This is a genomic window from Natronoflexus pectinivorans (assembly GCF_004345615.1).
In the GTDB taxonomy this organism is placed as follows: Bacteria; Bacteroidota; Bacteroidia; order Bacteroidales; family Marinilabiliaceae; genus Natronoflexus; species Natronoflexus pectinivorans.
The window spans coordinates 144,565-157,898 of record NZ_SLWK01000008.1 but is presented as its reverse complement, the minus strand read 5'-3'; the positions used below and the strand labels follow the sequence as shown (position 1 = coordinate 157,898).

Here is a 13,334-nt window from a genome sequence, read left to right as displayed (position 1 = left end):
TTATTCTTCTCTGGGATAAATATGGTAATGGACAACGGAAAAGCCTCCCCAATTTCCCAAACCCCCATTTATATTTGAGCGAACCTGTCGATTACCAGCTGTAAAAGGATTCGACCCTCCAAAAACCTCTTCCTGATAAGATTCCCAAAAAAGATATTGTTCCCGATCCATCCGGCACACTTTAACCACAATGGTATCCGAAGCACTAAACAAGAACTCGGCATCTTCCATTTTCATAAAAGAGGAAGGCCCCTTATTCAATGACAAAATCATCTCTCTTTCGGGAAAAAAGCGACCGTCAAAGTTTGGCAATAAGGATGGATGAAATACCTCTGAATCAGAATAAACCATTGTGTAAAATCGGTAAAACAATTGCTGTTCCGGTTCATTTATCATTCGAACAGAAACCGTGCCCAACTCTGGATCAAAGTTAGATGGTTCAAACCATGCTGAATCAACGACTGGCATATCGGGGATCGTAGTAGTGGATGTTAACTCCATTTCTCCCAAACGAATGTTAAGTTCATATGTTTTACCAGGCTCACCACGCATCAATCGCCCCTGATAGAAGTATGGGGGGAAATACCGCTCATTAAATCGCAATGTCAATACTTCACTGTTTTCTCCGTCGGAAATTTCTACCCTGGCTTGCCGTATTACAAAATCCAGCATCTGAGATGAATCCAGATCAAAATAATATGGAATAGTGCGGGTGATAAAGACCTGCGCTAATGCATCTGTCTCAATTCGGCCGTCAACTACTAATTCTGTTTGAAAGTGACTTACCTCATCAAGCGGAGACTCTTCACACCCGAAGAGAGCCAGCATGCAACCAACCAACAGACAATTATACAACAGACGATTTCTCATATCAGTTAATCTTTACTAAAAACGAAATTGCCAGCTAATTGATGGCAATATAGGAAATATAGAAACCTTATAGGGTTCTACACTCATATTATACTCGTTCAAATCTCCGGTAACCTTTGGGAAAATAAAAAAGGGATTATTTCGGCTATAGGCATTATAAATTGAAAAAACCAATGCCGAATAGCGTTTTCCGGTATCCCTCAGAATACGTGTAGCCGACAAATCTAACCGGTGATAATCCGGAAAACGGTCAGAATTGCGTGCTCCATATATGCTTACCACATTATTTTCCAGAAAATATCGCCCAATGCTTGGCGTATAAGGTCGACCGGTGGAATATACAAATGTTCCTCCAAACTTCCACTTTTCACTGTGATTATAACTCACCACTAAAGAGACATCATGGGGACGATCGTTCGTTGTGGGGAACCAACGACCATTCTCTATCTCCTTTATACTAGCAATGCTTTTGGAAAATGAATATCCAAGCCAACCTTGCCATACCCCTTGATTTTTGCTAAACAAGAACTCAGCACCCCACATTTTCCCATTTCCATATACAAGACTTTCAACCAATGGTGTATTATCAACCGATTGCATAAAATAGTTGTCAAACTCACTATGATTTTCAGACTCCTTGTAATAAGCCTCTACTGAAAACCGAAACATTCTGTTTTCGCTAATCTTATACCACCCTCCGGCTAGTTGCCATCCCGATTGCACCGGAATATCAGCTCCCGAAGCTATCCAGAAATCAACAGGAAAGGCAACAGTTGTGGCATTCACCATGTGTGTAAACTGATGATTGCGGTTAAATGACAGTTTTAACGATGAACCGGTGGATAAAAGGTATCTTAACGCAAGCATATAATCGGGACGGGTAAATCGCTCTGCGACTTCCCCTCTGGCAAAAACAGTTGTGTCGGACAAAACACCGGGATCATTGTAGTGAAATCTCCGATACGGCCCATAGTGAACTGCTCTGTTCAAACGCAGACCAGCCGTAATAAGCCATCGAGCATTTACCTCTCCCTCAAATCCGGCGAAAAAGCTATACTCTCCAAGGTAATGGCGATCAACAGTCCCAAAATCAAAATCAACTGATTCTGTACCTGCCCGACTGGAGTTGGGTGTAAATCTCTGGTATTTATTATCAATCCCTGCATGCAAACTCAAATGATTGGTAGAGTAAACAATTTTAGATTTATGTCCCACAGAATTTACTCCTGAGTGCATCAGGAGATCATAAGCCGGGTTTCTTAATTCTATTTCAAAATCATAATCTGAATAAAACAGGGTGTGCGTTGCAGAGAAACTTCTATTTATTCGGTGATCCCAATTAAATGCTAAAATCTCATTACCCCAATTCATGTCAGCATCTAATAATATTGCCGGGGTATGCATTGTAAAGATATCTCTTCCCTTATAGAAGCTTAACGAAAGATTATGATTTCGGTTAGGTGTATAATTAATCCCGCCGTTTACATCATAGAAATCATATCCGGATTCAAACTCTATCGATCGGCTGCTAACCATGTCAAATTCATCCATCAAACCGAGGATCATATTAATGTGTGTGCGTCTGAATCCTCCATAAACAGAAAGTTGATTTTCTACAAAAGGTGTTTCCACATTTATGGCCGTTGAAAGAACTCCCACACTTCCGCCACCGGAAAATTCAGAAGAAACATTTCTGCTAGAGGTAGAGTTGATAACTGAAGAGAGCCTATTACCATACTCAACAGGAATCCCTGATTTTATCAACTCCACACTTCTAATAATATCGGGATTAAAAACCGAGTAGAAACCGAGCAGGTGAGACGGGTTATAAACCGGAGCGCCATCTAATAGAATCAAGTTCTGATCAAATGAACCTCCCCTGATATAAATTGCCGCATCGCCCTCTCCGCCTGTCTGAAACCCAGGCATTAACTCTAGAGTTTTAAACAAATCAGTTTGCCCGAGAAACTGAGGTATAAATTGACTTTCCCTTGTTGAAATCTCAATAACACCTGTTCGCGAATCTCTAATAAACCGGCTGTCCGCAGAGTGGGTTATGGTAATTTCATCCATTTCAACTGCCAATGGAACAAGAAAAATCTCAATAGAGTCCTTTATCTGGTCTGGATGAATGTAGTAAGTTTCAAACCCAACATAAGAAATCGTAAGTGTTGATGATTCTTCAGGCAATCTCATCTCAAAAAAACCATTTTCATCCGTTTTCGTGATAAAAAGATTATCAAGGGAAATAATAGCACCTGGCAGAACTTCACCTGTTGATTCATCAACAACCTTGCCCGTGAGAAGACTTTGTGCCTTCGTCTCCGAAGCACAAATAAAAATCATCAAAAACAAAAACAGGGTGCGGTTTCCCATATCAAATCTTTATTTCCACCATCTATTCACAGATAGAATAGCGTCCAATTGAACCATCAATCATCAATTGCGAATAAAAGTAGAAAAAAAATATGAGATGACTTTATTAAGGATGAAACGCGGATTTAAGTTTTCTCAGCACAAACTCCGGCGCCCTCATAGGTTTACGTGTTTGTGCGTTCACAAACACAACCGTTGAAAATGCCGAACATATAAGCTTTCCGTTTTCATTATGAAACTCGAAACGGAAAGAAAAACGAGTCGTCGGTAACTCTTCTGCTATAGTAGTAATGGTTAGTGGTTCATCGTAATGTGCCGGGCAATGATATTTGAGATTCATGTCGATGACAGGCAGCATGAACCCCATTTCCTCGAGAACAGAATCATTAACACCATATTTTCGAAGCAACTCGGTACGTGCCTGGTGACAATACGTAACGTAATTGGCATGATAGACATACCCCATTTGGTCAACTTCGTTGTAACGGGGACGAATTACCAGTGTATCCTTTAACATTTCTGTCTATAATTTATTTTTCAATGAATTACGAAGCCTTGGGAGAATTTGTCCCAAAGCATCGCGACTCGTTAAATTTTAATTTTTGAAAAACTAAAGAGCAAAGATATACCAAGAATAACTTTTTCTGTTCAAAACAGAAAATTTCATTCTCATTTTATAGTTAAAAGTTTAATATACGAATTACATCTAATGATAAAACAGTTTAGTTAAAAGAATGCCAAAAACATTCAATTTTCTTATGCCTTTCACATTTCTCATGGTGCAGCAGTATTTACCGGCCAATTAATCCATGAATCCGGATTAACAAACTCAAGGAAATTACCAGTAACCCGAATATTTGTATCGGCACTCTCATCCCCATGCAAGAATTTGTCTATAAAAGCTTTTATTTCTACATCCAGCTGGGTGCTGGTGGCGCAATGGTTACTTGTTCCTCTGAATGAATAGCCAAACCGGTCATCTATTTCAAAAAACTCGTAAACTTTCTCCACAGCTTTACATGAAACATATCCTGCTTCATCACCAAGCCATTCCCAACCCGGGTTTCCCATTACAAAAAGAGCTCTGGGAGCAATCATAGACATGAGTTCATGATGGTCATGAGGGAGTAAACCGGGCTGTCCGCTAAAGTTGGTTTGCATACTTTGCATAAACCAGGTGTAATTTGTGTTATCAATCTTCTCAACGTTGCGTTCAAGAGACTCAGCAACACGCCATGAATTAATTCCACCGCCACCGGACTCCTGAGCAAATGTTAACGCAATGCGTTCGTCAAAAGCGCCGGCAAACAATGCCATTTTCCCGGCATACGAGCAACCCGACACCCCAATTCGCTCAAGATTGGCGTTAATATCTGCCTGTACAATTTCAATTCCATCGATTAAACGACTGATTCCCCATGACCATGCACTATAATATCCAACATGAGTGAGTTCAGGATATAGCCTGAAATATGGTGCATTGTTATCTCGACCTGAGTGTGAAGGCACAACCTGATTATGCATAAAGGGAATCTGAATGACTCCCTCAAACAATGCCGCCGGGATACTTCCGGTACCGGAATTCATTCCGATTATTACCGGAAAGGGACCTTCACCATCCGGAATAACAACATTTGATGTAAGAGTTAATGATTCACCATTTTCAGTAATGCCTACAGTTAATACTCCATCTTCAAAGGCAGCTGTAATATTTTCAGGCCGGGGTGGTTTCGGCCCAATCTCATACTCTTCAATTTCCGCTTTGATTTCGTTTCTCCGCCGCGACCAATCAGAATATTCTTCAACCCAACCGCTTCCATCTGAAAACTCAAAGGGATCGGGTAATAACGGATAAAAACTTAAATCCTGATGAGCTGGAAGTGGTGGTTCCGGATAGTGAACTCCACGGTTTTCTTCACTATAGACCAACGGGATTTGGCCGGATACACTAACTGAATAGCATGTTGCAATTGTCAGCAACAATAAGATAAATCTAAGATTCATTTTTTATAGTGATTAGGTTTTAGAAACATAAACGATTGACAAATTAGACATAAATAATAACGAATGTTATTATTTATTAAATTTATCCACCAAAAAGACAGAAAAGTCAACCTATTGCCATATAATTGTTTATCCTTTCAAAAAAACACGCATGAAACCACTTGAAGAGTCTATTTTATCGGCCATGGATTGTCGGGATAAGGAGATACTCCCGCATCTTCCATATATTTTGCAGGATTTTTGGGACATCGGTACAGATGCCGACACCATTATTAGTATAATAAAGAAGCATTTCAAAAACACATCTGATATTTGCATTCTGGATTTGGGATGTGGGAAAGGTGCTGTTTCAATAGAAATTGCAAATGAATTGGGATGCCGATGTCATGGAATAGATGGCATACATGAATTCATCTCCTTTGCAGTGTCTAAAGCGATTGAATACAGCGTTGAGGAAATATGCAAATTTGAAACGGAAGATATTCGAATCAGGATTAATTCTCTTTCTGAGTATGATGTTATCATACTCGGCTCCATCGGTCCGGTTTTTGGAAACTACTTCGAAACTCTTTCACAGCTAAAACCTCATCTAAAAAATGATGGAGCAATTATAATTGAAGATGGATACATTGAGGAGACCTGTGATGTTCCTCATCCTGATTGTCAAAAGAAAAGTGAATTACTAACACAATCATTGCAGGCTGGCATGCAACTGGTGGAAGAGGTGTTTCCGGACAATCAGATAACTCTTCATGCGGAATATGAGAAAGAGTATAATAATCTGGCAATTCGTTGCGATGAACTGGTCATGAAGTTTCCTGAAAAAGCGGAGCTTTTTTGCAGATATAAAAATCAGCAAAAAGAAGAGTATCACGCTTTAAAAACTGACATCACTTGTTCTACCATGGTTTTCAAACACATAACATAAATAAAAAGTGCATCACAACGATGAAACACTCATATATAATGACATCACTCAGCCGGAAAAAGAACAAATAATTGCATATTTGCATATCAAAAAAATAAAATATGACGGCACCTGCGAAGAAGAAAAAAAGCTTTTTTGATTATTTTCTCAACTTTCTTGAAAAAGGAGGGAACGCTCTCCCCCACCCGGCAACCTTGTTTGCACTATTTGCAGTTTCAGTTCTGGTTCTTTCTGCAGTGGGATTTTGGATGAACTGGCAAGCCACTCATCCGGCAACCGGAGAAGTCATTAGCACCATCAATTTGCTCTCGAAAGAAGGGATAGCTCAAATTTTGGAAAAGATGGTAACCAACTTTACCAGTTTTGCGCCGCTTGGAATCGTGCTTGTGGCTATGCTTGGTATTGGAATTGCTGAAACGAGCGGACTCATAGGTGCTTTTATTCGTATGCTTGTTCTCTCTGCACCAAAGAGAATTCTCACTTTTGTCATCGTATTTGCAGGAATTCTTTCCAATGCCGCCAGCGATATAGGTTATGTTTTGCTCATTCCATTAGCGGGTGTTATTTTTCAGGCCATGGGACGGCATCCGTATGTGGGTATGGCAGCTGCTTTTGCGGGAGTTTCCGGCGGATTCAGTGCCAACCTCATCATTGGAACCATCGACCCGCTTTTGGCCGGCTTGTCCGAAGAGGCTGCCCACATTCTTGACCCCGGGTACCATGTCAACCCAACTGCCAATTACTATTTCATGGTCGTTTCTACATTTCTTGTGGCATTTATAGGAACCTGGATTACCGAGAAAATTATTCAACCCCGATTTGGGACTTATGAAGGTGAAGTTAAACAGGAAACCATTGAGCCGCTCTCCAAAAAAGAGAAAAAAGGAGTTCTCTGGAGTTTAATTGTTCTAACTGGCTGGCTTGTTGTTATAGCCATTGGCGTTATTCCCGAAAATGGTATTCTCAGAGATACTGATGGAGGTCTGCTCTCCTCTCCGTTAATGACCGGCATTATCACATTCCTGTTTCTGATTGCCGGGAGCATGGGTGTGGTTTACGGAGCCATCAACGGGGTGTTTAAAAACGATACCGATGTTGCCAACGGCATGGCACAAAGCCTTAAAACGCTGGCTCACTATATCGTTTTAGTGTTTTTTGCGGCGCAGTTTGTCGCCTATTTTCGGTGGAGTAACCTTGGCGTCATCATGGCCATTACCGGAGCCGAAGGCCTGGTTGAAGCGAACCTTGGCGTGGTGCCCCTGATGCTTCTTTTCATTCTGCTGGCAGCATTCGTTAACATGTTAATGGGGAGTGCTTCGGCCAAATGGGCCATCATGGCACCTATTTTTATACCCATATTCATGTTGTTGGGCTACTCTCCCGAATTGTCGCAGGCAGTTTACCGAATCGGAGATTCGGTAACCAATGTCATCTCACCAATGATGAGCTTCTTTGCGCTCATCATCGCCTATTTCCAGAAATACGATAAAAATGCCGGACTGGGTACCATCATAGCGACCATGATTCCATACAGCATTGCATTTTTTATTGGATGGAGCATTTTATTGATTGGATGGATTATGCTCGGCATACCTTTAGGACCGGGAGCTGAACTTTTTTACGAGCTTCCGGCGGGAGTTGGACAATGACTTGGATAACGAATAAGAATTAACCGTGTAGGTTACTCAAACTCATAGGCATCATTCAGAATGGCTCCTTCGAGCCATTCTTCCATGGCATTTTCTTTGTTTATTAAATCGTTTAAAAGCCACTCCAGTGGTGCTTCGTTGGAATGCAAACCCTTATTTTTCAAACCCGATACAAATCCAAAATTCATATATCGACCCGCATCGAGAATAAACTTGAACAACGCAGGCCTTACCCCTTCCTGAGCGGGTTTTTGATATCGTTCAATACAGGTATTTACGTCAGATGAGAGATAGATGCGACAAGCCATTGGACGTGCCGAGTAAACCATGCACTTATTATTTTGCAACAAGGGACAGGCAATTTTATTCCCAAGCAACTCTGAGCGAGTCATCCCCTTTGTCTTTTGCGACTTTGACAGAGCCCTCTCCGCAACACCCTTAATTGCATCGGGTTTATACCTGCTTTTTAAATAATGAACCAGATATAGCATTTCATGAGTGGACGCAAATACAGATTGATGACAGCACCAACCACATCCCATCTTACAATCAACAGGCTTACCACTTTTCGAACAACTTTCGATAAATGAATCCGTAAGCAATTCCGTTTGATGATATAAATTTCGAAGAACTTCAAAGAATTCCTCTTTGGAGGAATTCTTTTTAAAAGAAGTCGAAAGCCCTAATCCATCATTGATAAAAACCTCCTCCATTTGACCAAATGCCTTATCACTCATATTTAAATTAACATCTGTTTATATTTATTGCAATATACAACAAAAGAAGAAACCCGTTTCATAAATTTATGAAACGGGTCAATTCACCCGGCAAGAAACCCACAAAATAACCCCAAACATTCTTTTATCTGGGTGAAACATCCTCCTCAATATCAGAAGTTATATTCTCCTGAACTTCTGAAATATGTTTTACACATTCGAACTTACTGCCGAATGGAGCACTCATAGCCAACAAGTGTCCATCATTACTTTTCAGATGAAACACGTAACGACCACTATCTGTTTGCCACTTATCAAATTTTGGCTCTCCCTGCACATGCCTGCGAAGATGTGCAATACCATCCAAACATTGATTTTTAGTGGCAAATCTGGGACTCCAGAGAACAGGCTTATTCTCTGCATTTTTTAGAAAAAACTGGTAAGCCCCTTCCGATTTTTTAGAAATAACAAATTTCATACATACATGGGTTTACAGGTTTGTTGATGAATATTATAAATCTATCATAATCGGTCTTCATTTATGTAATATAATAAATTATTTTGTTTTTGTCAACTGTTCTCTTTTTCGAATTAAATATGGATTTTATAAAATCATATTGCCTTGCTTATATTTAAATCGTATTTTTGCTTTAATATTAATCTGTTTGTTATGTTTCTTTCAAATAACTTAAAACTGCTACGAAAGCGCAGGCTTTTAACACAGGATGACCTTGCGGCCATCCTCAAAATAAAGCGTCCTACCCTCAATAATTATGAAAACCAGGTTTCCATGCCACCCATCGAAATGCTGATGAAGCTTTCCGATTACTTTAACATCTCCATCGACACACTGGTAAGAGTAGATTTGTTAAAATTATCGCAGTCGCAAATGCGGGAACTTGAAAATGGGAATGATGTTTTCATTAAAGGAGCTAAGTTGCGTGTACTTACTTCCACTGTAGGCGCAGACAATGAGGAGAATATTGAGTTGGTTCCGGAAAAAGCCAAAGCTGGCTATCTCACTGGTTTTTCTGACCCGGAGTACATTGTTTCACTTCCGGTTTTCAGATTGCCGTTTCTTGACAAAGAGAGAAAATACAGAACATTTCAAATCAGCGGTGATTCCATGTGGCCAATACCTGCAGGAGCCTACGTTACGGGAGAATACATCCTCAATTGGAACTCTATAAAGAACGGACAAGCGTGTATCATTTTCACCCTAAACGATGGTCTTTCATTTAAAATCATTGAAAACAATATTGTGCAGAACGGGTCGATTAGATGCATCTCTTTAAACCCTCTCTTTGAACCTTATGATGTTCCCGTTGGCGATATTCGTGAGATATGGAAATTTGTTCACTACATAAGCGGTGAAATTCCTTCTGAACAACTGGAGATGAATCACGTTGTAAAAACATTGGCTGACATTAAAAGTGAAGTGGGTGAGATAAAAAACAAACTTCTGGATCATAACTAAACTCTATATACATGATAATACGAGTCTCGAAACAGCGGGTCTCGTTCTCTCGAATCAATTGAAGCAACCGAGAAACAAATCCATTATTTTCCCATTTCATCAATGGATAGAAAACTTTATTCACGTTCCTTCTAATCCCCTAAATTTCAAATAATCTAATAATCTTTTCGAATTATGAGCAACATCAAAGCGTGGCTGGTATCATTTCGGTTAAGAACTCTACCTTTGGCACTTTCAACAATATTTATGGGCAGCATCATTGCGGCATGGCAAAACAGTTTCAATGCCGATGTTTTAATATGGGCCGCCATCACCACCTTATTTCTGCAAATCCTTTCCAACCTGGCCAATGATTATGGCGATGCCAAATCGGGTGCCGACAATGAAAGCCGAGTTGGGCCGCAAAGAATGATTCAGAAAGGGGTCATTTCTTTAAAGCAGATGAAAACTGCCATGGTTATTTGCGTTTTACTTTCGCTTATATCGGGAATTACCCTGCTTTTTAAATCTTTTAGTCAATTACAGTGGCAACAGCTTCTATTTTTCATACTTGGCATATCGGCCATTGCTGCTGCCATTCGCTATACAGTTGGAACAAACCCCTACGGTTACCGGGGACTTGGCGATGTATATGTATTTATTTTTTTCGGTTTGCTGGGAGTGGCAGGTACATGGTTTTTACATACCAACATATGGCAATGGCATGTGTTGCTGCCTGCAGTAACCATTGGCCTCTTCAGTGCCGGAGTTTTAAACCTGAATAACATCCGCGACTTAGATTCTGACAGGCAGAGTAATAAAATCACTCTGGTGGTACGCATGGGCAAAAAAGCCGCTGCATGGTATCACTTATCCTTAATAACAGCTGGTTGGATTAGCATGGTGACTTTTATTTATCTAAACGATGCTATTTCTCATTTTTGGCCATTATTAATAACATTACCATTGTTTATTAGAAACATTTTGGTGGTATTTCGCAATAAAGAAGCACAAAACCTGGATGGAGAACTTCGAAACCTTGCATTAAGTACATTAATGTTTGTCCTGTTGGGTGGAGTGAAGCTATTTTTCTGACAAAAAAACAACCACAATGAACAGAATTAAGCCACAAAGTTCACAAAACTTGGTTGATAAAAATTATGGGAGAAAATGAAATAGCTCATAAAATAGTAGGTTGTGCCTTATAGTTACACAAAGCTTTAGGGCCAGGACTTTTAGAGTCTGCCTACCAGCAATGCCTTTGTTATAAAATTCAGAAAGCAGGCTTGCTTATTCAAAAAGAAAAACCAATCCCTCTTATATTTGAAGAGGTAGAACTTGAATGTGGATACCGCATTGATATTTTAGTAGAAAACAAAGTAGTAATAGAGATTAAAAGTGTTGAGACTTTGAATGATGTTCACCTTGCCCAGGCACTTACTTATATGAAACTAGGCAACTACAAGTTAGGTTTGCTTATTAATTTTAATGCCGCATTGCTTAAACAGGGTATAAAAAGAGTAATAAATGGCACATTATAAATTATAACTTTAAAGTTCTTTGTGAGCATTGTGAATTCATTGTGAACATTGTGGTTAACTCTAAATAGAATTAAAACCATGTACAAAGCATCTTATAAACCATATCAACTAAAATTCAATGAGCCGGGAGGAACATCCAGAGGTGTTCTGACCACCAAAATGAGTTATTTCATAGAAATAACTCACCAAGATAGACCCGGAATAAAAGGGATAGGTGAGTGCTCCATCTTGCCGGGATTAAGTCCCGATGATTCTCCCCAACTGGAAGATAAATTGCAATGGTGCTGCAATAACATCAACACCATTGCGGAGAATTTCCATAAACATTTAATGGAATGGCCTGCCATCAGATTTGCTATCGAAATGGCGCTTCTCGATTTCCAAAATGGAGGAAATAAAATTTGGTTTCCTTCAGATTTCACCAACAGCAAAAAGCAGATTAAAATAAATGGACTCATTTGGATGGGCTCCATAAAGGAGATGCATCGCAGAATTAAAGAGAAAACTGAAGCGGGCTTCGATTGCCTTAAAATGAAAATTGGAGCACTGGATTTCGACAAGGAGTTTGAACTGCTCGCATCCATAAGAGAGCGCTTCGCTCCCGATGAACTGGAAATACGTGTGGATGCAAATGGAGCCTATACAGCTAAACAGGCTGAGTCTGTGCTCAAAAGGCTTGAATCACTTCACATTCACTCCATTGAGCAACCCATAAAGGCAGGACAATGGGAGGAGATGTCTGTTTTATGTAAAAATGCACCCATTCCGATTGCTCTGGACGAAGAATTAATCGGGGTAAACGACCCATTGGAGCGTAAACGTATGCTTGAAATCATACGTCCACGGTACATCATCTTAAAACCAAGCCTCACAGGGGGGTTCAAATCATCTGAAAACTGGATTGATTGGGCTCACACTCTCAATATCGATTGGTGGGTAACCTCTGCTCTTGAAAGCAACATTGGATTAAATGCCATAGCACAATGGACTGCAACGCTAAACAATCCTCTACCCCAGGGCTTAGGTACCGGACAGGTTTTTACTAATAATCTGGATGCTCCTCTGAGGGTAGAAAATGGACATCTTATATATCAAAAACCAGATTCTGGTTATTAAGAACATCAAAAACCATCAGTTTTCCGGCAAGAACCTCACCCTGTCCGGTTATTATTTTAATGATCTCCAGAGCCTGTCGGGTTCCGATAAAACCGGGCATAGGCCCCATTACGCCAGGAGGCGTTTTCTTTACTTCCGGAGCTTCCGGATATAAATCACTGTAACCTTTTGCTCCATTGAAGTGAAAAACCGATAGTTGACCACCCCACTGTTCTGCCGTTCCATAAACCAATGGAACGTTGAGCTTTCTACAGGCATCATCCACCGCGTACCTCACCTGAAAATTATCGGTAGCATCGGCCACAACATCAAAACCGCGAATAGTATCCGCTGCATTTTCGGTTGTTACTTTTCGGTTAAAACAGGTCACCTTGCAATCAGGGTTTATTTCCTTTACCCGCTTTGCGGCTTCTTCGGATTTCAGCTCCCCAACCAATCCGGGATGATATAAAATCTGGCGATTTAGGTTGCTGGTGGAAATCACATCGAAATCCAGAACTCCAATATGGCCTACTCCTGCCGCAGAAAGATATAACAACAGAGCAGAACCCAAGCCACCTGCTCCAACCACCAATACAGACGATTTAGCTAGTCGTTCCTGATGGGATTCATCGAAATTATCTAATAATAAATGACGTGCGTATCTCATATGATGTTTCTTTTAGGTTGATAGGTTGT

At 40.3% G+C, this 13,334-nt stretch carries 12 protein-coding genes and 1 pseudogene; 6 read left to right on the top strand and 7 right to left on the bottom strand.

What is annotated here, in order from left to right:
* From EV194_RS11525 to EV194_RS11510, 4 genes are all read right to left on the bottom strand, one after another.
* The gene (locus tag EV194_RS11525) at nucleotides 1-870 is read right to left on the bottom strand and encodes a DUF4249 family protein (protein WP_132434189.1); all 870 of its coding nucleotides are present in this window, start codon (nucleotides 868-870) and stop codon (nucleotides 1-3) included.
* A 15-nt stretch (nucleotides 871-885) separates the two neighbouring features.
* Nucleotides 886-3,246, bottom strand: coding sequence for a TonB-dependent receptor (locus EV194_RS11520; RefSeq protein ID WP_132434188.1), 2,361 nt, complete (start codon nucleotides 3,244-3,246; stop codon nucleotides 886-888).
* Nucleotides 3,247-3,352: 106 nt separating this feature from the next.
* The gene (locus EV194_RS11515; protein WP_132434187.1) at nucleotides 3,353-3,763 is read right to left on the bottom strand and encodes an acyl-CoA thioesterase; all 411 of its coding nucleotides are present in this window, start codon (nucleotides 3,761-3,763) and stop codon (nucleotides 3,353-3,355) included.
* 257 nt (nucleotides 3,764-4,020) lie between these two features.
* Entirely contained in the window at nucleotides 4,021-5,250 is a 1,230-nt protein-coding gene (locus EV194_RS11510; RefSeq protein WP_132434186.1) for a glucuronyl esterase domain-containing protein, read from the bottom strand.
* 151 nt (nucleotides 5,251-5,401) lie between these two features.
* Here EV194_RS11510 and EV194_RS11505 point away from each other — a divergent pair, with 151 nt between their 5' ends.
* Both EV194_RS11505 and EV194_RS11500 read left to right on the top strand, forming a co-directional pair.
* Nucleotides 5,402-6,178 carry a class I SAM-dependent methyltransferase gene (locus tag EV194_RS11505; protein ID WP_132434185.1) on the top strand — a complete coding sequence of 259 codons (777 nt, stop codon included), beginning with the start codon at nucleotides 5,402-5,404 and terminating at the stop codon, nucleotides 6,176-6,178.
* 101 nt (nucleotides 6,179-6,279) lie between these two features.
* A complete protein-coding gene (locus EV194_RS11500; RefSeq protein ID WP_132434184.1) occupies nucleotides 6,280-7,827 on the top strand; it encodes an AbgT family transporter in 1,548 nt (515 codons plus the stop codon).
* Between the two features lie 32 nt (nucleotides 7,828-7,859).
* Here EV194_RS11500 and EV194_RS11495 read toward each other — a convergent pair whose 3' ends face one another.
* Both EV194_RS11495 and EV194_RS11490 read right to left on the bottom strand, forming a co-directional pair.
* A complete protein-coding gene (locus tag EV194_RS11495) occupies nucleotides 7,860-8,564 on the bottom strand; it encodes a YkgJ family cysteine cluster protein (protein ID WP_132434183.1) in 705 nt (234 codons plus the stop codon).
* Between the two features lie 124 nt (nucleotides 8,565-8,688).
* Nucleotides 8,689-9,021, bottom strand: coding sequence for a YegP family protein (locus EV194_RS11490; RefSeq protein ID WP_132434182.1), 333 nt, complete (start codon nucleotides 9,019-9,021; stop codon nucleotides 8,689-8,691).
* Nucleotides 9,022-9,213: 192 nt separating this feature from the next.
* On the opposite strand from EV194_RS11490, the gene EV194_RS11485 reads away from it, so the two are divergent.
* The 4 genes and pseudogenes from EV194_RS11485 (at nucleotide 9,214) to menC (ending at nucleotide 12,656) form a co-directional block, all read left to right on the top strand.
* A complete protein-coding gene (locus tag EV194_RS11485; protein WP_132434181.1) occupies nucleotides 9,214-10,020 on the top strand; it encodes an XRE family transcriptional regulator in 807 nt (268 codons plus the stop codon).
* Between the two features lie 174 nt (nucleotides 10,021-10,194).
* Nucleotides 10,195-11,094, top strand: a complete 900-nt coding sequence (locus tag EV194_RS11480) for a 1,4-dihydroxy-2-naphthoate polyprenyltransferase (RefSeq protein ID WP_132434180.1) — start codon at nucleotides 10,195-10,197, stop codon at nucleotides 11,092-11,094.
* A 128-nt stretch (nucleotides 11,095-11,222) separates the two neighbouring features.
* Nucleotides 11,223-11,540: pseudogene (locus tag EV194_RS11475) on the top strand (GxxExxY protein); the annotation flags it as partial.
* 78 nt (nucleotides 11,541-11,618) lie between these two features.
* On the top strand, nucleotides 11,619-12,656 hold the full coding sequence (menC, locus tag EV194_RS11470; protein WP_132434179.1) for an o-succinylbenzoate synthase: 1,038 nt from the start codon (nucleotides 11,619-11,621) through the stop codon (nucleotides 12,654-12,656).
* Here menC and EV194_RS11465 read toward each other — a convergent pair.
* Nucleotides 12,625-13,305, bottom strand: a complete 681-nt coding sequence (locus tag EV194_RS11465) for a HesA/MoeB/ThiF family protein (protein WP_132434178.1) — start codon at nucleotides 13,303-13,305, stop codon at nucleotides 12,625-12,627. The two genes, menC and EV194_RS11465, sit on opposite strands and share 32 nt — an antisense overlap.
* Nucleotides 13,306-13,334: the final 29 nt, after the last annotated feature.